Annotated in this window: 27 protein-coding genes and 1 tRNA gene; 14 read left to right on the forward strand and 14 right to left on the reverse strand. The window is 62.8% G+C overall.

The window, feature by feature from the left end:
• Positions 1–100: 100 nt before the first annotated feature.
• The 4 genes from AC1DVN_RS06280 to AC1DVN_RS06295 all read left to right on the forward strand — a co-directional run bounded on the left by AC1DVN_RS06280 (position 101) and on the right by AC1DVN_RS06295 (position 3,502).
• Positions 101–571: a nuclear transport factor 2 family protein gene (locus tag AC1DVN_RS06280; RefSeq protein ID WP_019746619.1), complete on the forward strand. Its 471-nt coding sequence runs from the start codon at positions 101–103 to the stop codon at positions 569–571.
• Positions 572–586: 15 nt separating this feature from the next.
• Positions 587–1,147: a TetR/AcrR family transcriptional regulator gene (locus tag AC1DVN_RS06285; protein ID WP_020968259.1), complete on the forward strand. Its 561-nt coding sequence runs from the start codon at positions 587–589 to the stop codon at positions 1,145–1,147.
• Positions 1,148–1,232: 85 nt separating this feature from the next.
• A complete protein-coding gene (locus tag AC1DVN_RS06290) occupies positions 1,233–2,525 on the forward strand; it encodes a carboxylesterase family protein (protein WP_092765743.1) in 1,293 nt (430 codons plus the stop codon).
• Between the two features lie 50 nt (positions 2,526–2,575).
• Positions 2,576–3,502 carry a LysR substrate-binding domain-containing protein gene (locus AC1DVN_RS06295; RefSeq protein WP_019746616.1) on the forward strand — a complete coding sequence of 309 codons (927 nt, stop codon included), beginning with the start codon at positions 2,576–2,578 and terminating at the stop codon, positions 3,500–3,502.
• 60 nt (positions 3,503–3,562) lie between these two features.
• Here the strand turns inward: AC1DVN_RS06295 and AC1DVN_RS06300 are convergent, their stop codons facing one another.
• The 9 genes from AC1DVN_RS06300 to AC1DVN_RS06340 form a co-directional block, all read right to left on the reverse strand.
• Positions 3,563–4,921, reverse strand: a complete 1,359-nt coding sequence (locus AC1DVN_RS06300) for an MFS transporter (protein WP_092765742.1) — start codon at positions 4,919–4,921, stop codon at positions 3,563–3,565.
• A 184-nt stretch (positions 4,922–5,105) separates the two neighbouring features.
• Positions 5,106–6,101, reverse strand: coding sequence for an amidohydrolase family protein (locus AC1DVN_RS06305; RefSeq protein ID WP_020968257.1), 996 nt, complete (start codon positions 6,099–6,101; stop codon positions 5,106–5,108).
• 3 nt (positions 6,102–6,104) lie between these two features.
• Entirely contained in the window at positions 6,105–6,626 is a 522-nt protein-coding gene (locus AC1DVN_RS06310; RefSeq protein WP_003943511.1) for a 3-hydroxyanthranilate 3,4-dioxygenase, read from the reverse strand.
• Positions 6,623–7,075, reverse strand: coding sequence for a RidA family protein (locus tag AC1DVN_RS06315; protein WP_019746612.1), 453 nt, complete (start codon positions 7,073–7,075; stop codon positions 6,623–6,625). Before AC1DVN_RS06315 ends, AC1DVN_RS06310 begins: the two co-directional genes overlap by 4 nt.
• The gene (locus AC1DVN_RS06320; RefSeq protein WP_019746611.1) at positions 7,072–7,845 is read right to left on the reverse strand and encodes a 2-keto-4-pentenoate hydratase; all 774 of its coding nucleotides are present in this window, start codon (positions 7,843–7,845) and stop codon (positions 7,072–7,074) included. Before AC1DVN_RS06320 ends, AC1DVN_RS06315 begins: the two co-directional genes overlap by 4 nt.
• A 42-nt stretch (positions 7,846–7,887) precedes the next feature.
• Positions 7,888–9,363, reverse strand: coding sequence for a 2-hydroxymuconic semialdehyde dehydrogenase (locus AC1DVN_RS06325; RefSeq protein ID WP_092765741.1), 1,476 nt, complete (start codon positions 9,361–9,363; stop codon positions 7,888–7,890).
• Positions 9,364–9,520: 157 nt separating this feature from the next.
• Positions 9,521–10,306 carry an MBL fold metallo-hydrolase gene (locus tag AC1DVN_RS06330; RefSeq protein ID WP_029254328.1) on the reverse strand — a complete coding sequence of 262 codons (786 nt, stop codon included), beginning with the start codon at positions 10,304–10,306 and terminating at the stop codon, positions 9,521–9,523.
• Positions 10,306–10,776: a RidA family protein gene (locus AC1DVN_RS06335; protein WP_003943508.1), complete on the reverse strand. Its 471-nt coding sequence runs from the start codon at positions 10,774–10,776 to the stop codon at positions 10,306–10,308. The genes AC1DVN_RS06330 and AC1DVN_RS06335 overlap by 1 nt, the downstream gene beginning before the upstream one ends.
• Before the next feature lie 5 nt (positions 10,777–10,781).
• Positions 10,782–10,946 (reverse strand): hypothetical protein, encoded by a 165-nt coding sequence (locus AC1DVN_RS06340; protein WP_003943454.1) that lies wholly within the window; start codon positions 10,944–10,946, stop codon positions 10,782–10,784.
• Positions 10,947–10,999: 53 nt separating this feature from the next.
• On the opposite strand from AC1DVN_RS06340, the gene bagA reads away from it, so the two are divergent.
• Positions 11,000–12,013, forward strand: coding sequence for an ATPase BagA (gene bagA / locus AC1DVN_RS06345; protein WP_019746607.1), 1,014 nt, complete (start codon positions 11,000–11,002; stop codon positions 12,011–12,013).
• On the forward strand, positions 12,013–13,191 hold the full coding sequence (gene bagB, locus AC1DVN_RS06350; protein ID WP_029254327.1) for an ATPase BagB: 1,179 nt from the start codon (positions 12,013–12,015) through the stop codon (positions 13,189–13,191). Before bagA ends, bagB begins: the two co-directional genes overlap by 1 nt.
• 19 nt (positions 13,192–13,210) lie before the next feature.
• Here the strand turns inward: bagB and AC1DVN_RS06355 are convergent, their stop codons facing one another.
• Positions 13,211–13,534 (reverse strand): WhiB family transcriptional regulator, encoded by a 324-nt coding sequence (locus AC1DVN_RS06355; protein ID WP_019746605.1) that lies wholly within the window; start codon positions 13,532–13,534, stop codon positions 13,211–13,213.
• A 293-nt stretch (positions 13,535–13,827) separates the two neighbouring features.
• Between AC1DVN_RS06355 and AC1DVN_RS06360 the strand changes: the two genes are divergently transcribed.
• The gene (locus AC1DVN_RS06360) at positions 13,828–16,197 is read left to right on the forward strand and encodes a penicillin-binding protein (protein WP_003943525.1); all 2,370 of its coding nucleotides are present in this window, start codon (positions 13,828–13,830) and stop codon (positions 16,195–16,197) included.
• Between the two features lie 74 nt (positions 16,198–16,271).
• Here the strand turns inward: AC1DVN_RS06360 and AC1DVN_RS06365 are convergent, their stop codons facing one another.
• On the reverse strand, positions 16,272–16,748 hold the full coding sequence (locus AC1DVN_RS06365; RefSeq protein ID WP_003943491.1) for a GatB/YqeY domain-containing protein: 477 nt from the start codon (positions 16,746–16,748) through the stop codon (positions 16,272–16,274).
• A 132-nt stretch (positions 16,749–16,880) separates the two neighbouring features.
• On the opposite strand from AC1DVN_RS06365, the gene AC1DVN_RS06370 reads away from it, so the two are divergent.
• From AC1DVN_RS06370 to AC1DVN_RS06385, 4 genes are all read left to right on the forward strand, one after another.
• Positions 16,881–17,849, forward strand: a complete 969-nt coding sequence (locus AC1DVN_RS06370) for a metallophosphoesterase (RefSeq protein WP_003943461.1) — start codon at positions 16,881–16,883, stop codon at positions 17,847–17,849.
• A gap of 54 nt (positions 17,850–17,903) precedes the next feature.
• A tRNA-Pro gene (locus AC1DVN_RS06375) sits at positions 17,904–17,977 on the forward strand.
• A gap of 74 nt (positions 17,978–18,051) precedes the next feature.
• Positions 18,052–18,375, forward strand: coding sequence for a hypothetical protein (locus AC1DVN_RS06380; protein WP_019746603.1), 324 nt, complete (start codon positions 18,052–18,054; stop codon positions 18,373–18,375).
• Positions 18,376–18,475: 100 nt separating this feature from the next.
• Positions 18,476–18,829, forward strand: coding sequence for a VOC family protein (locus tag AC1DVN_RS06385; protein ID WP_029254326.1), 354 nt, complete (start codon positions 18,476–18,478; stop codon positions 18,827–18,829).
• Between the two features lies 1 nt (position 18,830).
• Here the strand turns inward: AC1DVN_RS06385 and AC1DVN_RS06390 are convergent, their stop codons facing one another.
• Positions 18,831–20,387 (reverse strand): acyl-CoA synthetase, encoded by a 1,557-nt coding sequence (locus AC1DVN_RS06390; RefSeq protein ID WP_477993626.1) that lies wholly within the window; start codon positions 20,385–20,387, stop codon positions 18,831–18,833.
• A 189-nt stretch (positions 20,388–20,576) separates the two neighbouring features.
• Here AC1DVN_RS06390 and AC1DVN_RS06395 point away from each other — a divergent pair, with 189 nt between their 5' ends.
• Positions 20,577–21,608: an ABC transporter substrate-binding protein gene (locus AC1DVN_RS06395; RefSeq protein WP_046377836.1), complete on the forward strand. Its 1,032-nt coding sequence runs from the start codon at positions 20,577–20,579 to the stop codon at positions 21,606–21,608.
• A gap of 55 nt (positions 21,609–21,663) precedes the next feature.
• Here AC1DVN_RS06395 and AC1DVN_RS06400 read toward each other — a convergent pair whose 3' ends face one another.
• A complete protein-coding gene (locus AC1DVN_RS06400) occupies positions 21,664–22,140 on the reverse strand; it encodes a MarR family winged helix-turn-helix transcriptional regulator (RefSeq protein ID WP_020905958.1) in 477 nt (158 codons plus the stop codon).
• Positions 22,141–22,259: 119 nt separating this feature from the next.
• On the opposite strand from AC1DVN_RS06400, the gene AC1DVN_RS06405 reads away from it, so the two are divergent.
• Positions 22,260–23,873 (forward strand): DHA2 family efflux MFS transporter permease subunit, encoded by a 1,614-nt coding sequence (locus AC1DVN_RS06405; RefSeq protein WP_029254323.1) that lies wholly within the window; start codon positions 22,260–22,262, stop codon positions 23,871–23,873.
• Between the two features lie 92 nt (positions 23,874–23,965).
• A complete protein-coding gene (locus tag AC1DVN_RS06410) occupies positions 23,966–24,634 on the forward strand; it encodes a DUF6891 domain-containing protein (protein ID WP_046377835.1) in 669 nt (222 codons plus the stop codon).
• Between the two features lie 5 nt (positions 24,635–24,639).
• Here AC1DVN_RS06410 and AC1DVN_RS06415 read toward each other — a convergent pair whose 3' ends face one another.
• A complete protein-coding gene (locus AC1DVN_RS06415) occupies positions 24,640–26,406 on the reverse strand; it encodes a cholesterol oxidase substrate-binding domain-containing protein (protein ID WP_113683530.1) in 1,767 nt (588 codons plus the stop codon).
• Positions 26,407–26,410 lie beyond the last annotated feature (4 nt).

The following is a 26,410-nucleotide window of genomic DNA, read 5'->3' on the forward strand; positions in this document are numbered from 1 at the left end:
CCACTTCGGTGGGGGCGGCCGAAGTCATTCCCTGGACTCTTGTTGTACCTATCGGTAAAGTATGTACCGATAGGTACACATCCGATCGAGAGGCCACGCAATGACCGTCCGAGCACCGATTCCGCCCTTCACCCACGAAACCGCCGTCCAGAAGGTCCGCCTCGCCGAGGACGGATGGAACTCACGCGATCCGCACAAGGTGTCGCTGGCCTACACGCCGGACAGTTGGTGGCGCAATCGGTCGACGTTCGTCACCGGCCGATCCGAAATCGTCGAACTTCTGACCGAGAAGTGGACCCGCGAGCTGGACTACCGGTTGATCAAAGAGTTGTGGGCACACGGCGACGACCGCATCGCCGTGCGATTCGCGTACGAGTGGCACGATCACGACGGGCAGTGGTTCCGCTCCTACGGCAACGAGAACTGGGAATTCGACGCGGACGGCCTCATGCACCACCGTCATGCCAGCATCAACGACGTCCCCATCGCGGAGTCCGAGCGAAAGTTCTTCTGGGATTCGACCGGACCACGCCCGCACGATCATCCGGGCCTGAGCGAGTTGGGTCTGTGATGAAAGGATGAATCCATGGCCAGACAGGTAGCTGAACGCTCGGACACGATCCCCGCCCTCGCGAACGTGTTTCGAACCTACGGGTTCGACGGAGCAAGCCTGGCCGTCATCACCGAACACACCGGTTTGGGCAAAGGCAGTCTCTACAACTTCTTTCCGCGAGGAAAGGAAGAGATGGCCGAGGCCGTACTCGACGAGGTCGACGGATGGTTTCGCACCGAAGTCTTCGAACCGCTTCGAGCAGAGTCGGTTCCACCGCGGCAGCGTATCCAGAGCATGTTCGCTACCGTCGCCGACTACTTTCGGTCAGGGCAACGCATTTGCCTGTTCGGCGCATTTGCACTCGGTGAAGAGCGAAACCGCTTCGGCGCCAAGGTGCGAACCTACTTCGACGAATGGACAGCAGCTCTCGAGGCGGCACTCGTCGGCGCCGAAGATTCCACCGGACTCGCCGAAGAAGCCGTGGCCGGAATCCAAGGCGCAATAGTGATGTCCCGAGCCCTGGACGACGGTGCCGTATACAGCCGAGTAACGACGCGACTCGAAGATCGACTGGTTCAGGCACTCACGCCGTAACGCATACCGCACGACCACAAAGGCATTTGTGCCGCGGCATGCACCTGGCATGCTCGAAAAGGTATGCACAAGAGGAAAGGAACCCATGCCCTCGTCCGAGACGGTGATCGCATCCACAGCTTCGGGGAAGATCCGCGGCCTAAAGCGTGACGGTTTCTACTACTTCGGTGCGATCCCCTACGCCCGCGCACCGCGCTTCGAGAAGCCGCGGCCGGCGGGACCGTTCTCCGACGTCTTCGACGCCACAGCGCTTGGAACGGTCTTCCCCCAACCACCTTCACGGCTCGAGCGCATCATGGGGCCACCGCTCCCCGAACCGGAGCAGAGCGAGGACAGCTTCACCGTCACCGTCACAACCCCGTCGCTGACCGGTCATCGCCCGGTGATGGTCTGGCTTCACGGTGGCGGTTACTCCAGTGGCGGCGGCTCCCTCCCCTGGTACGACGGCGGCGCTTTGTCAGCCGAGGGCGACGTCGTCGTGGTGTCGGTCAACTACCGCGTCGGCGTGCTCGGATATCTCCTCCTCGACGGCGTGAGCGAAGGCAATCTCGGGGTCCACGATCAGATCGCAGCGCTCGAGTGGGTGCGCGAGAACATCGAGGCATTCGGCGGCGACCCAGACTCGGTCACCGTGTTCGGGCAGTCGGCCGGCGCTCATTCGATTGTGAATCTGTTGAGCAGTAACAACTCTCGAACTCTGTTCCATCGAGCAATTCTGCAGAGCACCCCACGGCCGGACCTCAACTTCACGCAGGTTGCCGCGATCGAGAACGGTGAAACATTTGCCCGACTGCTCGACGGAGATCCTCGGACCGCGCCACTCTCCCGCATTCTCGACGCATTCCGCAGCACCGCAATCGAGTTCAGCCGGCGGTCCCCTAACGTCGTGCAACCGCCCTTCGCACCGATTTCCGAACTGGATCCGGTGATCCGAACTTTCGAAACAGCGCCGGACGTCATCGTGGGATACACCCGCGACGAGGGATCCGCTTTCGTGCGCGACGTGGCGGGAGTACCCGATCCCGAACGCGTCGCCGAAAAGGCACTGACACAGAACATGTTTGCCGAACCGGCGATGGAGCTGGCCGACGCCTTCACAGCGGCCGGCGCGTCGGTGTACACGTATCGCTTCGACTGGGCACCGACGGACGACGTCTTCGGAGCCACTCACTGCATCGAACTACCCTTCATGTTGGGAACCGAGCAGTCCTGGAAGAGCTCACCGATGCTGGGCAGCAGCGACTGGCAGAGCATCGACGCACTGGGCCGTCGGATACGCCGGCACTGGACGTCGTTTGCGCACACGGGAAGTCCGGACAGCAGCGAAACCTGGGAGAAGTACACCTCGGCCCAACCGATCGGAATCACCTTCTTCTGAGCAACTTCGGGCGCCTACCCACTCGCGGCAATCCCGTCTAGGATTGCTCCATGGACATGCCCAAGCTCCTCGACGGGCGACTCAAACTCCGCCATCTCCTGCTCGTCGACGCATTGAGCCGTCAGGGCAGCGTGGTCGGCGCCGCTGCCGCACTTCACATCACACAACCCGTCGCGACCCGCAGTCTGCACGACATCGAGTCCATTCTCGGTGTCTCGCTCTTCGACCGCGGGCCACGCGGAATCACCCCGACCATTTTCGGCGAGGCCTTCACAACTCATGCGCGGGCCGTGATCGCGCAGCTGACCGAAGCCGGGCGGCACGTCGTCGAACTTGCCGACGCCAATCGCGGAACCGTCATCGTGGGAACACATCTCGCCGGATCCAACGTGCTGCTTCCCGGTGCTATCGCGCGCCTGAAGGTTCACCACCCGCTGCTCACCGTCATCGTGCGCGAAGGCACGCCCGAACAGTTGCTCACCGATCTGGAAGCGGGCCGAATCGATCTGATCGTCGGCCGGCTCACCTCACCTACCGATGACACCGCGATAAGACGGAACCTCTACGCGGAGTCCGTCGAACTCGTCACCCGCGTGGATCACCCGCTCGCTCACCGCGAGGACGTCCAACTCGAAGAACTACGCGGCTTCCCCTGGATCCTTCCCGGGGTCGAGACAGTGCTCCGCCGCGAGCTCGAGGAGTTCTTCGCCCGCAACAGCCTGCCGTTGCCCGAAAACCGCGTCGAGGCAACCTCTTTCCTCACCGTGCGCCAACTGCTGGTCGAGACCGACATGATCGCGGTCCTACCGAGCCTCATCCCCCGCGACGACGCGCGCTTGACCACCCTGTCCATCACACTCGATCCGATCGGGCACAGCGTCGGCATCACCTCCTCGGCGACTCGCACGTCGAGCCCGTCCGCACAGGCCCTGATCGCGACGCTGGAGTCCTTTGCAGCTGAGCTCATGCGACCGTGAAACGCCGATCGGCCCGTTCCCCGCGAGGGGGAACGGGCCGATGTCGGATCAATCCAGTACTCAGGCGTTTTCGGAGACGCGAATCTCCTCGTGCTCCAAGCCCCGCGACGAATCGGGGACAATCTTGAACAGTGCGATGGCGCCGACCAGGCTGATTGTGCATATCGAGGCGAGGTACCAGGTGACGCCTACCGAAGACCCGGTGGCGTCCAGCAGTGCGGTGGCGATCATCGGCGCCAGTCCACCGCCGAGAATCGCACCACTCTGAAGGATCAGAGACGAACCGGAGTAGCGGACCTTGGCCGGGAAGGTATCGGCGATGATGCTGCCCTGAACGCAGTGGGTGACCGGCACGATCAGACCCATACCCAGGAACGCGATGACAGCGACCACTTTGTTCTCGGTGTTCAGTAGCGGGAAGAACACGATGCACCACAACAGGATTGCGGCAGATCCGCCGATGAACATGTGTCGACGCCCGTACTTGTCAGCGATCTTGGTCCAGAACGGGATGGAAAGGAACCACAGGACTGCGGCCGCGGTCACGCTGAGCACCAGGAATTGCTTGTCGTAGCCCAGATGTTGAGTTCCGTACGACAGGGTGAACACCATGAAGGCGTACGCCACGGCGGAGTTCGCCAAGCACGCGGCAAGCGTGAGAGACAAACGGGGGAAGCCGACCTTGAGCGACTCACGCAGCGGGAAGCGGACTATTTCGCCCTTCTCCATGATCCCGGCGAATGACGGCGACTCGGTGACGCGCAGGCGAATCACCAGACCGATCGCCACCAGAACGAAGCTGAGCAGGAACGGGATTCGCCAACCCCACGAAGCGAATGCCGAGTCCGACATCACGGCGTTGGTCGTCAGGAATATGCCGTTGGCGAGAACCAGTCCGGCGGGTGTGCCCATCTGCGGGAAACCTGCATAACGATTCTTCTGCCCTGCCGGCGCGTGCTCCATCGACATGAGTGTCGCACCGGCGCCTTCACCGCCCAGACCGATGCCCTGAACGACGCGCATGGCCACCAGGAGGACGGGCGCCCAGAATCCGATGGAATCGTAGTTCGGGATGAGGCCGATGAGTGTGGACCCGACGCCCATCATCACCAGGGAGACCACGAGTGTGGCCTTGCGCCCGATCCGGTCACCGAAATGCCCGAACACGAGCCCACCTACCGGCCGTGCGATGAATCCGACGGCGAAGGTGCTGAAGGCAGCCAGCGTGCCGGCCGTGGGGCTCAGGCTCGGAAAGAATTGTTTGTTGAAGATCAGCGCGGCGGCTGTGCCGTAGAGGAAGAAGTCGTACCATTCGAGAGTTGTGCCGGCCAGAGTTGCCATGGCAACTCGGCTACGGGCAGCTCTCTCCGGCAACGGCTTTCCGTCACTCGTTGTGCTGTTGGATATCTTGTCTGACATCGCGGAACCTATCGATTGGATGGGGCAGGCGGACGATGAAATCTGTAGTCACCGACCCCGTCTTCGGGATTGTCGGCATCACGAGCGTCGTCGATCGTTGTGTTTGGAATTGTGCTCGCTCGAGACATGACTCACAAATGCCGAATTCACCGTCCGCCATACCGGAAAGGGTATAGCCGGGGTCTCAGACGAGACCCAGGAAGCGTTCGGCATTCCCCCGCGAAATCAGTTGGCGCGCAGTATCGTCCAAGAACTCACTCTTGCGAACCACCTCACCGACCGGACGCTCCCCCAAGGGGTACGGGTAATCACTACCCACCATCACACGGTCCACCCCCACCGTGTCCACCAGCAGTCGCAGTGCGCGCTCGTCGAAGACGACGGAATCCACGTAGAACCTACCCAGGTAATGCGAAGGCGGGAACTCCGACGTACCGATGATGTCGTTGCGGCCGTGCCAGGCGTTTTCCATCCGGCCCAACCAGAACGCGAAAGATCCACCACCGTGCGCAAATCCGATCTTGAGACGATCGTCGATCTTGTCGAACACCCCACCGAGAATCAGCGCGAGTATCGACAGATGCGTTTCGGCCGGCATCGCGGTGAGCCACTGCGCCATCCAGCGATCGAGGCGCGGAGAGTTGGCCATGTCCCACGGGTGCACGAATACCGGCACGTCAAGCGACGCGCAGTGCTGGAGAAACGTCACCACGCCCTCACTGTCGAGATCCAGATCGCCCACATGATTGCCGATCTCGACACCGCGGTGCCCGTTCGCGATGCACCGCTCGAGCTCACGGCACGCTGCGTCGGTGTCTTGCAGAGGCACCTGGCAGAACGGAATCAACCGATCCTTCGCCGGCTCCACGATCTCGAGCGCGAGGTCGTTGAAGATCCGTGCGATGCGACTTGCCTGCTCGCCGCTTCGGCCGTAATTGAAGAATGCCGGCGTCGGCGAGACGACCTGCGTGTGCACGCCGTCGGCATCCATGTCCCGAAGCCGCACCTCGGCGTCCCAGGCATCGGACTGGATGCGGCGGAACTCCTTGGTGCCCATCATGATCATGGCTTCGGTCTCCGACTCGACCTTCAGCCACGGCGCTTGCGGCCCCGCGTCTTCGGTCAGATCGGGCCACCCGTTGGGCACGTAGTGGGTGTGGATGTCGATCAGGTTGCTCATCACTCAGCCCTTGCCGGGATGGAGCGTGCCGCACTTGTCACACGTGCGGGCTTCTTCGCTCTCGTAGAACTTGACGAACACCGGCGGAAGGTCGGCCACGATGTCGCGCACCTGAAGTTCGACCTCGTGAATCTTGTGATCGCATTCGAGGCAGTACCACTGGAACTTCTCGAGCGTGCCTTCCTTGCGGACGCGTTCGATGACCAGGCCGATGGAGCCCGCAGTGGGACGCTGCGGCGAATGCGGAATGTCTCCCGGCAGCAACCAGGTTTCGCCCTCACGAATGTCGACACGCTGAGGACCGTCCTCGGTCATGACGTTGACGTGGATGTCGCCTTCGAGCTGGTAGAACCACTCCTCGTACGGATCGAGGTGGTAGTCGGTCCGCTGGTTCGGTCCGCCGACGACCTGCACGATGAAGTCGTCTCCGAGCGCCATCGTCTGATTGTTGACAGGCGGCTGCAGCAGGTGGCGGTTGTCGTCGATCCACTTCTTGAAGTCGATGACGGGAGGAATCGTGGTCATGATGCATTCTCCGTATCTTCGGACGCTGAGCGCTTGGAGGCGGGCACGTACGCCACGCCGGAAATTTCGATGAGCAGATGCGGGTGGGGCAGTTGGTGAACAGCCACAGTCGTTCTCGTCGGACCGTTTTCGTCGAACAGTTCGGCGTACACCTCGTTGTATCCACCGAAGTCGTTCATCGACACCAGGTAGGAGGTGACCTGAACCAGATCACTGAGTTCTCCACCCACTTCGGCGAGGATTGCCGCGATGTTTTCGATGACGGCGCGCGTCTGCGCCCGAATGTCGAGCGCCGTCGTCCCCATCTCGTCGACCTCGACGCCGACAAACGTGTTGTCGGGTCGACGCGAACTGGTCCCGGAGACATAGACGAAATCGCCGACCACCTTGACGTGGGGGAACTTTCCGCGCGGCTTCGCCAGCTTCTCGATGACCTGCGCCCCACTCATCGCTTCACACCTTTCACCGTGACGGTTCCGAGTCCGTCGATCGTGCACTGTGCGACGCCCTCGTCGAGTCGCACAGCTGCTGTGGCGGCACCGGCCAGAATTACCTGACCGGCGCGCAACGGAATTCGGCGTCGGCGGGCGATGTCGAGCAGTGCATGCAAAGCGCGCGCCGGATCGCCGAGAATGGCCGACGTGGAACCGACTACCGTCTCGCCGCCGACCTCCATACGTACGGAACGGTCTTCGACGTTCTGTAGCGGCAGCCACCGCCCGATCACATACCCGGCAGCGCTGGTGTTGTCAGCGACGACGTCGGTGTAGGTGAAGCGGAAGTCGCGATAGCGCGAGTCGATGATCTCCATTGCGGGAGCCAGTGCATCGACGCAGGTTTCGATGTCGACGTTCGGATCGTCGAGATCGACGTCCTTCGACAGACGGTATGCCACTTCGGGTTCGATCTTGGGATGAATGAACTTCCTCAGGTCGACTTCGCCGCCGTTGCTCACGCACATCGCGTCGGTCAACTGACCGACGATCACTTCGGAGACACCCATCTGCGCCATCTTCGCCTGGCTTGTGAAGCCGAGCTTGATACCCACAATCGATTCGCCACGGCTGGTTCGTCGTTCGAGGAGTTCGTTCTGGATCCGGTAGGCCTCGTCGATGTCGATGGTGTATTCGTCGGCGAGGCTCGGGGTGTCGGTGCGAGTCTGCGCAGCGTCGTCGAGGCGACGCGCGAGCGCGGATACGGTGTCTTCGGGGGCTGTCATCACGCCTCGCTCATTTCTGGAAAACTTTTGCGGTTTCGATGTTCACAGTTGCACACATACATTCGTCGGTTCGGTGTAGAAGTGCAGCGAGGACTCGCCACCCTCACGTCCGATACCGGACAGGCCCATACCGCCGAAGGGAGATCGCAGTTCACGGGTGAACCACGTGTTGACCCAGGAGATTCCGACGTTCATCTTCTGCGCGACGCGGTGTCCACGGCGCAGGTCGTTGGTCCACACGGAGGCCGCCAAGCCGTACTCGGTGTCGTTTGCCAAGGCGATCGCTTCTGCCTCGGTATCGAACGGAATGAGTGCTGCGACGGGTCCGAAGATCTCCTCGCGCACGACGCGATCCTTGTTGGTCAAGCCAGTCCACAGGGTGGGTTCGATCCACGATCCGCCCGACAGTTCCTGTCCGAGGTCCGGAATACCGCCGCCGGTCAGCACTTTCGCGCCTTCCTGCTCGGCGATCTCGAAGTAGTCGAGAACCTTCTTCCGGTGCGCCTGCGAAATGAGCGGTCCGGTCGTCGTTGCATCGAGCGTCGGGTCGCCCAGACGCAATCCTGCTGCCCGCTCGACGAGTCCACCGGCGATGTCGTCGAAAATGCTGCGGTGCACGTACACCCGCTCGGTGCACAGGCAGACCTGGCCGGTGTTGGTGAACACCGACTTGGTCAGACCCGTCAACGCTTCGTCGATGTCGACGTCGTCGAAGACGATCGCGGCGTTCTTGCCACCGAGTTCGAACGAGACCGGACGGACTCGCGGCGCAACGGTTTTCATGACATGGGAACCGGTTGCCGAAGAACCGGTGAAGGTGACGCCGTCGATGCCGGGGTGCGTGGTGAGGAACTCGCCGGCGGAGTTCGCACCGAACCCGTGGACGACGTTGTAGACACCGGCAGGCAGGCCGACTTCTTCGAGTACCTCGGCAAGCAACGACGCCGTCGCTGGGGTTTCCTCGGAGGGCTTGACCACCACGGAGTTCCCGCACGCGAGCGCGGGCGCTACCTTCCAGGTCAGGAGAAGCAGCGGCAGGTTCCAGGGAACGATGACAGCGACGACGCCGAGCGGCTTGCGGATCGCGTAGTTCAGCGCCTGCTTGCCACCCGCGAGATCCGTGACAAACGATTCCTGTCCGGCCGCGGCGACGATGTCGGCGAAAGTGCGGAAGTTCGTCAGGGCGCGCGCGACGTCGAGTTCGCGTGCCTGTGTGATCGGCTTGCCGGTGTCCGCCATTTCTGCGGCGACGAACTCTTCGAATCGCTCCTCGATCCGGTCGGCGGCGCGTCGCAGCAGAGCCGTCCGCTCGCGGACCGGCGTATCGGCCCAACCGTTGTCCAGAGCACGTCTGGCAGAGGTCACGGCCCGATCGACCAGGGCCTTGTCGGCCTCGTGGACCCGGGCGAGAACACGGCCCGTTGCTGGGTCGACCTGATCGAAGCTCGACGACTCGTCGGGTTCGACATAGGAGCCGTCCACGTAATTGCGGATCCATCCGTCGCATTGTGAGGTCATGGACTAACTATTGGCCCGTGACCCATATCAAACAAATGCAAAAACTGCCGCCAGCTATACCTCGATCGGCATAGATGGCGGCAGTTCGGCTACACAACTCAACTCTTTATGTCGGCGCCGAGCGCCTCAGCGGCGCAGAATGTCGGCGCCGAGCGCCTCAGCGGCGCAGATACGCCAACTGCACGTTGACGGATTTCTCCGCCACCGGCCACAGCTTCGGGTCCACGTCGGAGTAGACGTGCTCGACAACATCGCGCACCGATGCCGACTCCCCCAACGTCGTCAGAGCGTCCCGCACCTGGGCTAGACGCTCCTCGCGGTGGGCGAGGTACTGCTGCGAAATCGCCTGCAGATCGGGCAGGTCCGGACCGTGCCCGGGAAGAACCGTCAGTCCTTCGCCGAGTGCGGCCAACGACCGCAGTGATGTGAGGTAATCCCCCAGATCGCCGTCGGAGTCGTCCAGAACTGCGGTGCCGCGGCCGAGAATGGTGTCGCCCGTCAGCACGCTCGCATCGTTCTCGATGACTATCGACACCGAGTCAGCGGTGTGTCCCGGAGTCGCGAGGATCCGCAGCTTCAGACCCGCCACCTCGATCACTTCACCGTCGACAAGCGCCGAAGCACCCCCGCGCAGAAAAGTGGGGTCGACGGAACGCACCGGAGCCGAGGTCAATTCATGGAAACGGTCCACCCCGCCGGTGTGGTCGTAGTGCCGGTGCGTGATCAAGGTCAGCGCAACCGGACCGATACCAGCGACACGTTGCAGGTGTTCCTCGTCGTTGTCGCCCGGATCGACGACTACACACTCGACGCTGCCGGGAGCATGCAGAATCCAGGTGTTCGTACCGTCCAGCGTCATCATGCCCGGATTGTTCTCGAGCAAGACCGAAGCGATGTCGGTGACGCGGCGAAGCTGCGCGTAGGCGGGATGGACCGTCGACATCAGCGAACTTCGACGATCAGTTCCACCTCGACCGGAGAGCCGAGGGGAAGCTCTGCCACGCCGACTGCCGAACGAGCGTGGATACCGGCGTCGCCGAGCACCTCACCGAGGAATTCGGACGCGCCGTTGATCACGCCGGGCTGACCGGTGAATCCTTCGGCGGATGCCACGAAGCCGACAACCTTGACAACGCGAACGACGTTGTCGATGCCGACCAGGGCGTCGATGGCAGCGAGAGCGTTGAGCGCGCAGGTGCGAGCCGCAGCCTTGGCGTCCTCATCCGACACGCCCGCACCGAGCTTGCCGGTCAGCGCCAGTTTTCCGTCGACGAACGGGAGCTGACCCGACGTGTACACGTGGTTGCCGCTGCGAACCGCGGGAACGTACGCAGCAACGGGTGCCGCGACGGCGGGAAGTGCGATGCCCAGTTCGGCGAGACGCTCCGACCAGGTCTGTGTTGCCTCTGCCATGTGATTCAGCCCTTCGGACGCTTCATGTACGCGACGTGCTGCTCGCCCGACGCGCTCGGCAGGACTGCCACGAGTTCCCAGCCGTCGACACCCCAGTTGTCGAGAATTGCCTTCGGATTGTGGACCAGCAACGGAGTCACGGTGTATTCCCAGGAAGTTATTTCGCTCATGCGGTGAGCCTATCCCGCGTACATCTTCGGCCCCAGACTTATAGGCTCGCGGTGTGGTTGCATCCCAAGATGAGCTGAGCAGGACCTGGCCCGAGTCTGCGACGAAGGCCCGCCTGCACTTTGTGTCGGGTAAAGGCGGAACCGGTAAGTCCACGGTTGCCGCCGCGTTGGCGCTCGCGTTGGCCGAGGGCGGCAAGCGCGTTCTCCTCGTGGAGGTCGAGGGCCGCCAGGGAATCGCGCAGCTCTTCGACGTACCGCCGCTTCCACCGCAGGAGACCAAAGTCGCGGCCGCCGAAGGTGGCGGTGAAGTGATGGCTCTGGCCGTCGACATCGAGACCGCGTTCCTCGAATACCTCGAAATGTTCTACAACCTCGGCTTCGCCGGCCGGGCAATGCGTAAGTTCGGCGCCATCGAATTCGCCACCACCATCGCTCCCGGCCTTCGCGACGTTCTGCTCACCGGCAAGATCAAGGAGTGCGTCATCCGCACCGATCGAACCGGCAAACGCGTGTACGACGCCGTTGTCGTCGACGCTCCCCCGACCGGACGAATCGGCAGCTTCCTCGACGTCACCAAGGCGATGGCCGATCTCGCCAAGGGTGGCCCGGTGCACTCCCAGAGTGAAGGCGTCGTTCGGCTGCTGCACTCGCCGGAGACCGTCGTACATCTTGTTGCACTTCTCGAAGCGCTGCCGGTTCAGGAAACTGCCGACGCCGCCGCAGAACTGGCGCGCGACGACCTCAACCTCGGTGCCATCATCGTCAACCGCGCCAGCCCGAGGTTCTTGCCCGAAGACCAACTCTCCGGTGCCGCTGCCGGCGATATCGACGCGGCTTCGATCCGGTCGACACTCTCGGACGTCGGCATCGATCTGTCCGACGACGACTTCGCAGGCCTGCTCACCGAGACGATCGAGCATGCCTCGGTGCTCGAAGCTCAAGAATCCAGCGCCGAGAAGCTCCGCGAGATCGACGGGGCTCGGGTGCAACTTCCCGCACTCGCCGACGGCGTCGATCTCGGTGGGCTGTACGAGCTTGCCGAATACCTCACGGAACAGGGCGTGTGATGACCGAGACCACCGAGAACGTGACGGTCGGCAGTTCCAGGACCGGCCGACGCGCAGCTCCTGCCCTCGATATTTCGGCGATCATCAAGGACCCGACGGCCCGGATCGTGGTTTGTTGCGGCGCAGGTGGCGTCGGCAAGACCACGACGGCCGCGTCCCTGGCGTTGCGTGCAGCCGAAGAGGGCCGACGCGTAGTCGTCCTCACCATCGATCCGGCCCGCCGCCTCGCACAGGCCCTGGGTGTGGCCGAACTCGACAACACTCCGCAGCCGGTGAAGCTGGGTCCCGAGGCCACGGGCGAACTGCACGCAATGATGCTGAACATGCGTCGGACTTTCGACGAGATGGTCATCGAGCATTCGAGCCCTGAGAAGGCCGAGCAGATCCTGGCGAATCCCTTCTATCAAACCGTTGCCACATCGTTCTCCGGAACGCAGGAGTACATGGCGATGGAGAAGTTGGGGCAGCTGGCGTCGAACGACGCGTGGGATCTGGTGATCGTCGATACCCCGCCGTCGCGCAATGCGCTCGACTTCCTCGACGCCCCGCAGAGGCTCGGCACATTCCTCGACGGACGGATGATCCGGCTGCTCTCCGCACCCGGCCGTGGCCTGACCAGGCTCGTCGCCGGCGCGATGGGATTGGCACTGAAGGGTGTCTCCACCATCGTGGGAAGCCAAATGCTTTCGGATGCATCGGCATTCGTGCAGTCGCTCGACTCGATGTTCGGCGGTTTCCGTGAACGCGCAACGAAGACCTACGAGTTGCTACGTCAGCCGGGGACTCATTTCCTGGTGATCGCAGCGGCCGAACCCGACGCTCTGCGCGAGGCGGCGTTCTTCGTCGATCGCCTTGCGGGCGACTCGATGCCGTTGGCCGGTCTGGTTCTCAACCGCACGCACCCGACATTGACGGCTCTGCCTGCCGATCATGCGGTGACCGCCGCCGACAAACTGGAAGCGAAGGAAAGTGCGACCGAGGCCGAAGCCCTCACCGCAGCCGTTCTCCGCATCCATGCCCATCGGGCAGTGATCGCGAAGCGGGAGATCGCCTTACTGAGTCGATTCACCGCAGCTCACCCGAGGGTGCCGCTGATCGGTGTTCCGTCGCTACCGTTCGAGGTCTCGGACCTCGAGGCGCTGCGCGCGGTGGGAGATCAGCTCACTCGTAAGGGCTGATCCCCCCGATCGACCTGGATCAGACTGCTGAGTGATGCTGGCGCTGGTCTTCGAAGAACTCGGACCAGGAGTCGACGTCGGGGTGCTGCTTGAGCAGTGCGCGGCGCTGACGCTCGGTCATTCCGCCCCACACACCGAACTCGACACGATTGTCGAGAGCATCTGCTCCGCACTGCATGAGGACCGGGCAGTGACGGCAGATGGTGGCCGCCTTGCGCTGCGCGGCGCCACGAACAAAAAGTTGGTCGGGGTCGACCTCGCGGCATCGTGCCTTAGTTACCCAGGCAATTCGTGCCTCGGCCTGCTCGATGTCCAAACGGCTACTCGGGGTGGCTGTGTACATTCTGGGTCCCCTCTACAAAGTCTGACCGTCGCCATAGGGCGAGCAGCGCACCATCTCAGCCGTCCCCGCGGTAGCACGGTGAAAGCTGAGACACATTCGTGATCGAGTGTTACGTCGATCACACTGATCACAATTTAGGTAAAGAACGGCCCTAACGCAAGACGCTCGGGAGCATTTTTTGGTACGGCAGTACAAAGCGCGTGTTCAGAAGGTTTTGAACACCCCCAAAACACTGAAACCGGTTCCAATGGGTGGGCACACGTACTCTGTAGATCGTGTCGATTGCAAAAACAGTGGCGAAGCTCGCCGGAAGCTCCGCATTGGCGGGTGTCCTGGTCGCAGGGGTGATGTTCCCAGTGGCGGGCGGATTCGGATTCGCGTCCAACCGCGCCGCCGATACCGTCGACAACGTCTCGGCCGAACTGGTCGAAGGCACGGTCCCCGCGGTGTCCACCATGGTCGATGCGGCAGGCAATCCCATTGCCTGGCTCTACGACCAACGACGCTTCGAAGTCCCGAGCGAGAAGATCTCCAACAACATGAAGTTGGCGATCGTCTCCATCGAGGACCGCCGGTTCCCCGACCACAAGGGCGTCGACTGGCAGGGAACGCTGCGTGCCTTCCTCACCAACACGACGACCGGTGAAGTGCAGCAGGGCGCGTCGACACTCGATCAGCAGTATGTGAAGAACTACCAACTGTTGGTCGTGGCCAAGACGGATGCCGAGCGCCGCGCTGCCATCGAGACCACCCCGGCCCGAAAGATCCGCGAGATCCGGATGGCCCTGACGCTGGACAAGGAACTCACGAAAGACGAGATCCTCACCCGGTACCTCAACCTCGTACCGTTCGGCAACGGATCCTTCGGCATCCAGGACGCGGCTCAGACCTACTTCGGCGTCGATGCCGCAGATCTGACCGTTCCCCAGTCGGCGATGCTTGCCGGCATGGTTCAGTCCAGCTCCGCACTGAACCCGTACACGAACGTCGAGGGCGTGACCGAGCGTCGTAACACCGTGCTCGACACCATGATCACGAACATTCCGGATCGTGCCGACGAGTTCCGCGCCGCCAAGGAAGAGCCCCTCGGCGTCCTGGAAACCCCCAACAACTTGCCGCGCGGCTGCATCGCTGCAGGCGATCGCGGATTCTTCTGTGACTACGCACTGAAGTACCTCTCGGACGCCGGAATCACGCGCGACCAGATCAACGAGGGTGGTTACCTCATCAAGACCACTCTCGATCCGCAGGTCCAGGCGTCCACCAAGGCCGGACTGAACGCGAACGCGAGCGCCAACCTCGACGGCATCGCGAACGTGATGAACGTGATCAGGCCGGGCCAGGATTCACACAAGGTCATCGCGATGGCCAGCAGTCGCACGTACGGTCTCAATGCCGACGCCGACGAAACCGTCCAGGCACAGCCGTACTCCCTTGCCGGTGACGGTGCGGGTTCCGTCTTCAAGATCTTCACGACGGCTGCGGCGATGGAGAAGGGCCTCGGTATCAACGCGACGCTCGACGTGCCCAAGCGATTCGAAGCCAAGGGCATGGGTAGCGGTGGTGCGGCCGGTTGCCCGGTGTCGACCTACTGCGTGGAGAACGCCGGCAACTACCCGCCGACGCTGTCCGTGACCGACGCGCTGGCACAGTCCCCCAACACCGCTTTCGTCAAGCTCATCGAGGCAACCGGCGTCACGCCGACCGTCGACATGGCCGTCCGTCTCGGCATGCGCTCGTACGCTGATCCCAACACCTCGGGCTTCGACGAGCGCAGCATGGCCGACTTCCAGAAGGAACAGAACCTCGGTTCGTTCACCCTGGGCCCCACCTGGATCAACCCGCTCGAACTCTCCAACGTCGCGGCCACTCTCGCCTCGCACGGCAAGTGGTGCCCGCCGAGTCCCATCGATTCGGTCTTCGACCGCTACGGCAAGCCGGTGGCCGTCACCGAGCAGGGCTGTGAGCAGGTTGTCGAGCCCGGCTTGGCAGACACACTCGCCAACGCCATGAGCCGTGACGACGTCGGCGCCGGTACGTCTGCCGGAGCTGCAAGCAGCGCCGGATGGAGCCTGCCGATGTCGGGCAAGACGGGTACCACCGAGACCCACAAGTCCTCGGCGTTCCTCGGCTTCACCAACAACCTCGCTGCTGCCGTCTACATCTTCGGCGACTCCCCGACGCCGGGAGAGATCTGCTCGAGCCCGCTGCGCCCCTGCTACAGCGGCAACCTGTACGGCGGTACCGAACCGGCGAGATCCTGGTTCGCGGCAATGAACCCGGTCGCCAACAACTTCGGGCCCACCTCGCTGCCTCCGATCGACGAGAAGTACGCACGGGGATCGCAGAACGGCCAGGTTCCCGAGGTTGTCGGCCTGAGCCAGTCGGCGGCGACGTCGCGGTTGCAGGCGTCCGGCTTCACGGTCAATTCCGTGACGACGGCGTCCGGAGCACGCGCGGGAACGGTCACCGGAGTTTCGCCGTCCGGGTCCGCGATCCCGGGTTCGACCGTCACGATCTACATCAGTGACGGTTCCGTGAGGGCTCCGGCAGCACCCGCATCCCCGGCAGCTCCAGCAGCTCCGGCACCGGGCGCGACTCCCCCGGATGCGACTCCGCCCGGAGGTGAACCCGCACCGCCTGCGGGGACCCCGCCGAACTGACGGCCCTGAAAACTGACGGCTCTGAAAACAAGAACGGCCGCGATCTCCGAGTGACTCGGAGATGTGGCGCGCTTCTACAGGCGGGACTTCACTGCTGCAGAGATACGGGCGCCATCGGCCTTGCCCTTGGCCAGCGCGCTGGCGGCCTTGATGACCTGGCCCATCTGACGCATCCCCGGACGCTCACCGAGCTCCTCGGACACCTGAGCGAGGGCGGTGTCGACGACGTCGACAAGCTCGGCGTCGGTCAACGGCGTCGGCAGGTACTCGTCGATGATCTGAGCTTCGGCGCGCTCTTTCGCGGCAAGCTCACCGCGGCCGTTCTCGGTGTAGATCTCGGCCGATTCGCCGCGCTTCTTCGATTCCTTTGCAAGGACTTTGATGATTTCTTCGTCGGTGAGGACTCGTGCTTCCTTACCGGCCACCTCTTCGGTCTGGATGGCTGCCATGAGCATCCGAAGGGTGGCTGTACGTAGCGGATCCTTCGCCTTCATGGATGCAACCATGTCGGTTCGGAGGGTGGCTTTGAGCGATGGTGTCGTGTCGGACATGGTGGAAACGTTACGCGCTCGGCGTTTCGAGCGTGCCGATAGTTACCTCCGCCCGGACACAATTCTCTGTGGAATAGCTGTAAAAGGCGGCGAGAGCGACGCAGAAGAACGCCACACCCGTATCCTTGAGAGGTGTCTTCCCAGTTCCGCACCAATCTGACCCGCACCGCACTTGGTGCCGCGGGCGCCGCTGCACTAGGGATCGGGTACGCATCCGGCATCGAACGCAATGCATTTGCACTGCGTGAGGTGACGATGCCAGTCCTGGCGCCCGGTTCGTCGTCGCTGCGGGTCCTCCATCTCAGCGACCTGCACATGATGCCGAACCAACGGTTGAAACAGAATTGGTTGCGTGAGCTCGAAGGCCTCGACCCCGACCTCGTGGTCAACACCGGCGACAACTTGTCGCATCAGCGCAGCGTCCCGGCAGTGGTCCAGGCGCTCGGTGATCTGTTGGCTCGGCCGGGTCTGTTCGTCTTCGGCAGCAACGACTACTTCGCTCCGAAACCGAAGAACCCACTGAGCTACATCTTCAACAAGGACAAGCGCATCACCGGGGATCCCCTCCCCTGGGGCGATCTGCGGGCCGCGTTCACCGAACGTGGATGGCTGGACATGACCCACGTGCGCCGCGAGCTCGAAGTGGCCGGAATTCGCATCGCAGCCGCCGGCGTCGACGATCCGCACCTGAAGCGTGATCGCTACGACACCGTCGCCGGAACACCCAATCCCGTCGCCCAGCTCAAGCTTGGTCTGACGCACTCGCCCGAACCTCGAGTTCTCGATCGGTTCGCCGACGACGGTTACGACCTTGTGCTCGCCGGCCACACGCACGGTGGTCAGCTATGCCTTCCGTTCTACGGCGCGTTGGTCACCAACTGCCAGATCGATCGATCCCGGGTCAAGGGGCCGTCGAAGTGGGGCGCGCACACCCAGCTGCACGTCTCCGCGGGCATCGGCACTTCGCCGTGGGCGCCGGCGCGCTTCTGCTGCCGCCCCGAGGCAACTCTGTTGACTCTGGTTCCGGCCACCAGGCGCGAACCGGAGCACGTCTCCGCACACAGTTCCGCAGAGTCTCCAGCGTCGGTTCTACGCAACTGACCTGCGGATTTAATGTCAGTCGACTCGGTAATGTAAGCTAACCGAGGTTCGACACGGGGTGTGGCGCAGCTTGGTAGCGCGCTTCGTTCGGGACGAAGAGGTCGTGGGTTCAAATCCCGCCACCCCGACAGTGAAGAACAGTAATCGAGGCCCTTCCGCTCACGCGGGAGGGCCTCGATTGCGTTGACGATAAGGTGAAGCCGTGGCATCCCAACCAGACTTTGCGCACAACGACATGGCGAGCCGTAGCCGACGCGAGAAAGCCGTCGGCCTGGCCAAGTTCGCCTGGGATCGCGATATCAGTAGCGCAGAGTTGCTCGAGATGCCCGACGATCGACTGCGCAAACTCGCACGTGCGGCCGGCGCCAATCCGCCGAGCACGCGGGAGACCTGGACCATCGCGGCCGGACTGCTCGACGAGAAAGCTGTGTGGGCAGCCGCTAACCCTGACCGTCCCGAAGCTCGGCGTGAGCATCCGGACGAGAAGATCATGTGGGTGAAGAAGCCGATCGAGCCGTGGCTGTGACAGCCGAATTGAGCGCAGCTGTGACAGCCGAGTTCAGCACAGCTGTGACAGCCGAATTCAGCACAGCTGTGACAGCCGAATTGAGCGGAGCTGTGAAGCGGTGATCGGGCAGGTTGATGAGGTGGTCGTCGACTGCTCGTCTCCTATTGCACTGGCGAAATTCTGGGCCGGAATCCTCGGCGGACAACCAGTGGAGCGAAACACCGCGTGGGCGTTTGTCGACCCTCCAGGATGGACCCGCCTCGCGTTCCAGCGCGTACCGGAATCCAAGCTGACGAAGAATCGTCTACACATCGACGTCAGCGTGGATGACGTCGTCGCTGCAACCGAGGCCGCCGAGCGCCTCGGCGCAACTCGGGTCGGTACTGTCCAGCAGGACCCGGCCGGTACCTTTCAGGTGCTGCTGGATCCAGAGGGAAACGAGTGGTGCGTCGTCCGAAGTATCGGAAGGTGATTCACACTCCCGCTACGGTTTCGCGAGCCCAACGGTAGTCAGCCTTCCCACTGGGTGAGCGGAGGATGCTGGGTACCAGCACGATCGACCGGGGGATCTTGTACCCGGCGACGTGGGTGCGGCAGTGTTCCGACAATGATTCCGTCGCAACATCTTCGAACCCCGGCCGAACCTGCACGACAGCGGCAACCTTCTCACCGAATCGTGCGTCGGGCGCGCCCGCTACCAAAGCGTCGAAAACTGCCGGGTGAGTTTTGAGCGCCTGCTCCACTTCTTCGGGGTAGACCTTCTCGCCGCCGGAGTTGATGCACATCGAACCGCGCCCGAGCAGCACGATGGTTCCGTCGGCTTCCATCGTGCCCATGTCCCCGAGTACCGCCAGACGCACCCCGTCGACGACAGGAAAAGTTGCAGCAGTCTTGGCGGGGTCGTCGAAGTAGGCCACGGGGACATGGCCGGCCCTGGCGATGAAACCGGTTGTGCCCGAGCCTGGTTCGATGCGACGAAATTCGTCGTCGACAAGAATCTTGTTGGGGTTTGATCGAATTCGCTTTGAACCGTCCTCACCGAATTCGACGACGCCGTCGTTGCCGGATTCCGAAGCACCGAAGGCATCCTTGATCACCAGTCCCGGTAATCGGGATGTCAGTTCTGCCTTCAGGTTCGGGGAGAACAATGCGCCACCCGACCCGATCAGCTTGAGAGTCGAAAGGTCGTAGCGGCCTTCGCTTGCGGCGATGGCGTCGGCGATCGGCCGAGCAATCGCGTCGCCGACGACGGTAATTCCGGTGATCTTCTCGGCCTCGACCAGTCGCAACACTTCCATCGGATCGAAGCTGCGGGTCAGTACTCGGGGCGCTCCCATGAGGAAAGCCGTGAGCAGTGAATAGATCGCGGCTCCATGCATGAGCGGCGGGATGAGTAGCAGCACAGTCGGATTGGTGTTCGCCACGGCCGCATCCACAACCTCTTCGAGACTCCGACGCGGCGGCCCGCTGAGGTTCGCTCCGGACAGGGCTGCGAAGAAGAAGTCCTCGTGCCGCCACACCACGCCCTTGGGCATTCCGGTTGTACCGCCGGTGTAGATGATGAAATGGTCGTCGTTGCTTCGCGGGGCGAAGTCGCGGGTATCAGTCTGCGCGGCAAGGGCGTTCTCATAGTCGTCGCCGACGATCAGCACGTGGGAGATCTCCGGACACTGCGGAACCACGGCCAATGCCGTCGGCGCGAATTCCTCTTCGACGAGTAATGCCACCATTTGAGAGTTGGTGTAGATGTACAGGAGTTCTGCATCGGTGTAGCGGAAGTTGACGTTGATCGGCACTGCTCTGATCTTCAAGCAAGCCAGGAGCGCTTCGACGTACTCGACGCAGTTGCGCATATGAATACCGACGTGCTGCCCAGGCTCGACGCCGACGGACTGCAGATGATGTGCGAGGCGGTTCGATCGCAGTTCGAGTTCGGCGTAGCTCAACCGCGAATCTTCCAGAATCAAGGGAACCCGATCGGGGATCGCATCGGCAACGGCCTCGAACAGATCGGCAATGTTCAGGGTCATCGAAATCCTCACTACACGCGTCTTCGCTTACCAGTACAGGTCTTTCGCGAAGCTAACACGTTGGTCGCACCCTGTAGTCCGAATTGCGTAGCGGTCCCGCTGAGCGAGACCTGACGCGCTGCTCACCTGGCATCAACGGTGCGGATACCTCTCTGACCAAGCCCGATAGCTGGAAGGTAGGGTAGCCTAATGCATTCACGCACCACTCTCCGGAGCCGCACATCGGTCCGGGTCGCCATGGTTGCCCTGGCGACTGTTTTTGCCGCTACGGCCTGCGGTTCTTCCGACGCCGGCGGCAACGCAAACGGCAACACCGATGTCGCAACCGGCGGCAAGCTGTTCAGCACCGCCGACACGGATACCGCGAAGCTCGGCAGCGATGCTGTGCCCGGCGAGTTCCCACGCACCATCACCCATGCTCTGGGCGAGACCACCCTCGAGGCCAAGCCGACCCGTGTCGTCGTCCTCGACAGCGGCGAACTCGACGAGGTCCTCTCGCTCGGGATCACCCCGGTCGGCATCGCCAGCCCGGAAAGTGCCGCCGGTCAGCCGTCGTACCTGGCTGACAAATTGGTCGGCGTCCCCGATGTCGGCACGACCAACAACCTCAACCTCGAGGCGATCACCGCACTGCAGCCAGATCTGATCCTCGGCAGCAAGCTGCGCCAGGACAAGCTTTACCCGCAGCTCTCGGCAATCGCGCCGACGGTCTTCAGCATCCGCCCCGGCTTCCCGTGGAAGGAGAACTTCCTCCTTGCCGGTGACGCACTCGGCGAGGAGACCAAGGCCGAGCAGGTTCTCAACGACTACCAGACGCACGCGGATCAGGTCCGTGAGTCGATCGACGGTTCGCCGACTATCTCGCTGGTTCGCTTCATGTCCGGGAAGCTGCGCCTGTACGGCAACCTGTCGTTCATCGGCGTCATCTTGAAGGATGTCGGCCTGCCACGCCCGGCGATCCAGGACATCAACGAGTTGGCCGTCGAGGTCAGCCCGGAAACGATCACCGAGGCAGAGGGTGAACGAATCTTCTACTCCAGCTACGGAAATCCCGCAGACACCGGTCAGACCACCGTTGTCGCCGGTCCGCTGTGGGCAAGCATGGACGCAGTCAAGGAAGGCCGCGCCACCGAGGTGAGTGACGAGACCTGGTTCCTGGGCCTCGGCCCGACAGGCGCAGGCCTGGTTCTCGACGACCTGCAGGCCAAGCTCGGCAAGTAGCCGTCACCGACACAAAAAAGCCGCCCGACTCTCCGGAGTCGGGCGGCTTTTTTGTTCAGCGGTTGTCCTGCTCGAGGTGTTCGTTCATCGTCGAGTGCAGGTCGACGAGAAATTCCTCGAATCGACTGAGCAGTTCGGGCGGGTATTTCTCCATCATGGCGTCGAGTCGCACGGCAAGTGGGCCGAAAAACTCGTCCGCGAGGTCCTGCACATGCGCACTGCTGTGCAGCGTGACCACGCGACGGTCTGCATTCTCACGGGTCCGGACGATATGTCCCGCCTTCTCCAGGCGGTTGAGCAACGCGGTGGTTGCGCCCGACGTCAGCGAGATCCGCTCTCCGAGGCGGGCGGGCGAGAGCGGCGCCCCCTTCTCCTCGGCAGCTGTGATTTCCATCAAGGCAGTCGCGTCGGTGGAATGCAGGCCGAGCCACGACGCGAATCGATGACTGAATTCGGTGAACGTCCCACCGTACGCGCGGAATTCGTCCATCAGCCGCTCCCGCTCCACGGAGATGTCGCGCGGTGCTTCCACCCCGTGATCCCACCTTTCCTGTGCCAGACGGCGGCCGGTCGAGCCCAGCGCGCACGTTGACAACTTACCGCCTCAAATATACCTTCACTGTGAAGTTACTTCACAATGGAGGTTTATTCGTGAACATCTCACCCACCACTCGCAAGTGGTTGGGCCTGATCGCCATCGCACTCGGCGTGGCACTGATCGTCGTCGACACCACTATCGTCAACGTCATAGTTCCCTCGATCATCGAAGATCTCGGAATCAACTCCGTTCAGGCTCAATGGATCCAAGAGTCCTACGCAATCGTGTTCGCGGCGCTCCTGCTATTGGTCGGCAGAGTTGCGGACCTGGTCGGCGCCCGTCGCATCTTCATCGCCGGTGTCGTCGTGTTCGGCGCAACGAGCCTACTGGCCGGACTGGCACCGAACGGCGGCCTGCTCATCCTGGCGCGATTCCTGCAGGGCGCCGGCGCGGCCATGATCCTGCCCACCTCACTGTCGCTTCTGAACGCGATGTTCACCGGCAAAGCCCGCGGCCAGGCCTTCGCAGTCTGGGGTTCCACCATCGGTGCTGCTTCCGCCCTCGGCCCACTACTCGGCGGCTGGCTTGCCGAACATGCCTCGTGGCGTTGGGCATTCGGCATCAATATTCCGCTTGCTGCGCTCATTCTGATCGGCGCAGTGCTGTTCATCGCGCCCTCACCCCGCACCGCTGGGCGCATCGACGCCACCGGAGCAGCACTGTCCATCGCCGGCCTTGGCCTGCTCGCCTTCGGCCTCGTCGAGGGACGTACGTATGGGTGGCTGACGACGAAGGAACCCTTCGATCTGTTCGGCCTGTCATGGTCCAGCGGACCGTCGCCGGTTCTGGTGGCGTTGGTTCTCGCCGTTCTGTCGCTCGGTGCGTTCGCCTACCGTCAAACCATGCTCACCCGCAGCGACGATCCGTCGCGGGCGCTGATGGACGTACGACTGTTCTCCATCTCGTCGTTCCGCAACGGCAACATCGCGACGCTGATCATCGGGCTCGGTGAGTTCGGAATCGTTGCGGTGCTTCCTCTCTGGCTTCAGTTCACGCTCGGGTACAGCGCACTCCAGGCAGGGCTCGCGCTGGTTCCCATTGCCATCGGCAGCTTCGTCGCCAGTGGTGCGAGCTTCGGAATGGCGTCGAAGGTCTCGCCGTTGGGCTTGGTCCGTATCGGTTTGGCCCTCGAAGCGCTCGGTCTCGCCGGTCTCGGATTCATCGCGGCGACAGACAGCCCCTGGTGGACTATCGCCGCAGTGCTCTTCTTCTACGGCATCGGTGTCGGTTTTGCGACTGCGCAGGTGACCAACGTCGTGCTCGAGGAGATTCCCGAGCAGAGCGCCGGTCAAGGCTCCGGCATTCAGAGTGCGTTCCGCCAACTCGGATCCGCACTGGGCATCGCTGTCCTCACCACGGTCTTCTTCAGCACTCTCAATTCCACGCTGAACAACGACCTCACCGAATCCGGTGTCGACCAAGCTCAGGCTGATCAGTTGACGCGTGCTGTCACCGACAGCGCGGGCGCCGCCATCGACTCGCTGGCCGGGTCACCGAGCACCGCTTTCGTCGCCGACGCTGCACAGTCTGCAATGACTCACGGGATCACACTCGGCGGATACCTTGCGGCCGGATTTGTCGTGGTCGGCCTGATCGCCACCGCGCTCATCCCGAACAAGCCTGCCCCGTCGACCGAGGAGGAAACAAAGGCAGCAGCCGACGCCTGACGGCCGGATCGGTGCAGTACGGTGCCGGTATGCGATTGCCCTGGTCACGGTCAGCACCGTCACGGTCAGCACGGTCACGTCAGCCTGCAACGGTGCTCAGCGCGGCCGACATCGTGGCCGTCCGTGAGCAAGCACGCGAATTGGTAGTCCCCGGGTTCGCGACGTTCGATGAAATCTGCGAAGCCGCCCGAGACTGTGTCGAGGGCGGTTTCGAGAACGATGAACTCGGCAGACAGATCGACGCAGTAGTGCGTGAGGTCTGGGACCGAAGGCTCGGGGAGCAGACCCAGTGGGCGGGTCCCGGCGACTTCGAGCGCGTATCCGCCGCCTTCGCAGAACTCGAGCGCAACGGCATCGTGGCCCGCATGAACTTCACCTGCTGCATGCAGTGCGGCACTACCGAAATCGACGACGAACGCACGCCGTCCGAACCGGACGAGAACGGGTATCCCTTTGCTCAGTGGGCGTACACGTTCTTCCACATGCAAGATGCGGAGCGTCTCGGCGACGAGCCGTCCGATCTCTACTTGTCCTACAGTGCGTTTCGTCCGGCCCACGATCTCGATCCCGCGCTGGTCTCCGCCGCGTTCGGCGGCGACGAAACCGCCAAGGCACAGATGATCGCGCACACCGATCAGACCGTCGGGCGCCAGGTAGCCGACGCACTCCGAGCCCAGGGACTGAGCGTCGACTGGAACGGTGACAACAATCAGCGCATCCGCATCTCCGACGTGCGCTGGCGCAAACCACTACCGCAGTAGGAGATTCAGCTGGGTGGCAAGACGCGGTCGATGAACGTATTGCTGAAGACGCGGTGCGGGTCGTGTTCGTCCAGAGTGGCGAGAGCGAAGTCCCAGTTCCCGTCGCCACCGGCACGGAAGGTGGCAGGCACTGTGCTGGTGAGGAATTCGTCGTCCTGGTACGCAGCTTGATCGGTGAATGCCCATCCCTTGGACCACTCCGGACGGAAAGTCGCGTAATCGCCGGAGTAGTTCGCGACCATCCACCGTTCCATCTCGCGAAGGAACGCGGGCAATCCCGCGGTGCCGGGAATCGAGACCACGTTCATCCAGATCGCCGTATCCCAGTCCTGACGATCCGCCCGGGGCCGCACCGCTGACAGATCCGGCACGCCGGCGCTGTCGACAAGGACTTCGCCACTGTCATCGACACCACAGAGACGCACTTCGAACGGCATGTTGACGGGATACTGCCCCAGCGACGCGTAGTGCGTCATTCGCTCGTTCAACCAACTCGTCATCTCGTGGACGACTCGGCCGATGTTGGACCGCTTGGTGATCACCGCGCCGCCGCCCGCTACTACGCGCAACGTCGTGTGCCGCAGGTAGAACAGAACATCTTTTGACCAGCCCCACAGATCGTCGGTGTCGGTCAGCGCCAATCCTGCTGCTACAGCTCCGAACTGAGAGGCGCCGAACAGCGGTGTCGCAGCTTGAAGGCCCTGCGCCACCATCCCCAACGGGGTGGTGACTTCTTCGGGAATCGCGTCGGAGAAGAAGTAGTTGTACGGCCCGCTCACCTCTCGGGACTCCGGTGGTTTGACCGGGGTCGGCGTCCAGACCTTGAGCCACGGTGTTTGCGTGAACGGGAACCAGATCGCCTCCACCCGTCCGGATTTCTCGACAAAACTCTCGTAGGTACGCCCTGGCGAACCGGGAGCAGCAAAGAGTTCTTGCCACGGAATGTCGGTGAAACTCTGGCACCGCAGCCGATAATTCTCCCCGGCTTGCAGCGTCACGGAGGTGACGAAGGTTCGGCCCAGGTGAGTCAGGAAAGCCGTGATCTCGTCATCTGATCGGTGAAAAGTCTTCAGCCCGTAGCGATTGCTGCCTTCGTCCCACGCCACCACCGTGATCTCGGTGATCAGGTTGCTCAGCGACCCGTACGACTGGCCAGGGGTAATCGTCTCCCCCACCGCCGGATACGTTGCCCCGTGAGCGCCGATCGCCAGTGCCCCGGCGATGGACAGCTCACCGATCGCCGGAGAGTTGGCCCACCCGAGCCCCTCGCGCTCGAGCGCTGTCAGAATCGCTTCGATACTGGCGCCGGCGCCCGCCGTGACTGTTGCGGGCGTGCCGTGCTGCACCACAACCGAATTCAAGTTCGCCATCGTATCGACCAGCAGAACTCGATCCGAAGGCGCGCCGGGCACCACCGTCAACGGACTCCACCCGTGCATCGTTCCCTTCGCACGAACTGTGTACCCGTTGTCGAACGCCCAGTTGGCGAGGGCGACGACGTCGTCGCTGTGACGCGCCGTCGCCGTCCACACACTCTCGAGCATGATTTCTCGCGACCAGTTCGCGTATGCCTGCTGTGACAACGGAATGTCCGACGGAAATCCGGGCGGTGGCGCGATGGTCGATGCCGAGCCCCAGGGAACAGCTCCCGCCGGTGCCCAGGAAATACCCGCGAGAGCAGCTGCGCCGACACTCGCTGCGAGAAATCCGCGCCGGCTCACACCGTCTTCTCTCGAGCTGTGCTCCGCCTTGCGCTCTGCTTGATGCACCACTGCT

The organism is Rhodococcus sp. P4_E4, assembly GCF_056401575.1.

Bases quoted from the DNA above. Each gene is read 5' to 3' on its own strand.
- AC1DVN_RS06280 (WP_019746619.1), top strand. From the start codon at position 101: ATGACCGTCCGAGCACCGATTCCGCCCTTCACCCACGAAACCGCCGTC.
- AC1DVN_RS06285 (WP_020968259.1), top strand. From the start codon at position 587: ATGGCCAGACAGGTAGCTGAACGCTCGGACACGATCCCCGCCCTCGCG.
- AC1DVN_RS06290 (WP_092765743.1), top strand. From the start codon at position 1,233: ATGCCCTCGTCCGAGACGGTGATCGCATCCACAGCTTCGGGGAAGATC.
- AC1DVN_RS06295 (WP_019746616.1), top strand. From the start codon at position 2,576: ATGGACATGCCCAAGCTCCTCGACGGGCGACTCAAACTCCGCCATCTC.
- AC1DVN_RS06300 (WP_092765742.1), bottom strand. From the start codon at position 4,921: ATGTCAGACAAGATATCCAACAGCACAACGAGTGACGGAAAGCCGTTG.
- AC1DVN_RS06305 (WP_020968257.1), bottom strand. From the start codon at position 6,101: ATGAGCAACCTGATCGACATCCACACCCACTACGTGCCCAACGGGTGG.
- AC1DVN_RS06310 (WP_003943511.1), bottom strand. From the start codon at position 6,626: ATGACCACGATTCCTCCCGTCATCGACTTCAAGAAGTGGATCGACGAC.
- AC1DVN_RS06315 (WP_019746612.1), bottom strand. From the start codon at position 7,075: ATGAGTGGGGCGCAGGTCATCGAGAAGCTGGCGAAGCCGCGCGGAAAG.
- AC1DVN_RS06320 (WP_019746611.1), bottom strand. From the start codon at position 7,845: ATGACAGCCCCCGAAGACACCGTATCCGCGCTCGCGCGTCGCCTCGAC.
- AC1DVN_RS06325 (WP_092765741.1), bottom strand. From the start codon at position 9,363: ATGACCTCACAATGCGACGGATGGATCCGCAATTACGTGGACGGCTCC.
- AC1DVN_RS06330 (WP_029254328.1), bottom strand. From the start codon at position 10,306: ATGTCGACGGTCCATCCCGCCTACGCGCAGCTTCGCCGCGTCACCGAC.
- AC1DVN_RS06335 (WP_003943508.1), bottom strand. From the start codon at position 10,776: ATGGCAGAGGCAACACAGACCTGGTCGGAGCGTCTCGCCGAACTGGGC.
- AC1DVN_RS06340 (WP_003943454.1), bottom strand. From the start codon at position 10,946: ATGAGCGAAATAACTTCCTGGGAATACACCGTGACTCCGTTGCTGGTC.
- bagB (WP_029254327.1), top strand. From the start codon at position 12,013: ATGACCGAGACCACCGAGAACGTGACGGTCGGCAGTTCCAGGACCGGC.
- AC1DVN_RS06355 (WP_019746605.1), bottom strand. From the start codon at position 13,534: ATGTACACAGCCACCCCGAGTAGCCGTTTGGACATCGAGCAGGCCGAG.
- AC1DVN_RS06365 (WP_003943491.1), bottom strand. From the start codon at position 16,748: ATGTCCGACACGACACCATCGCTCAAAGCCACCCTCCGAACCGACATG.
- AC1DVN_RS06390 (WP_477993626.1), bottom strand. From the start codon at position 20,387: ATGACCCTGAACATTGCCGATCTGTTCGAGGCCGTTGCCGATGCGATC.
- AC1DVN_RS06395 (WP_046377836.1), top strand. From the start codon at position 20,577: ATGCATTCACGCACCACTCTCCGGAGCCGCACATCGGTCCGGGTCGCC.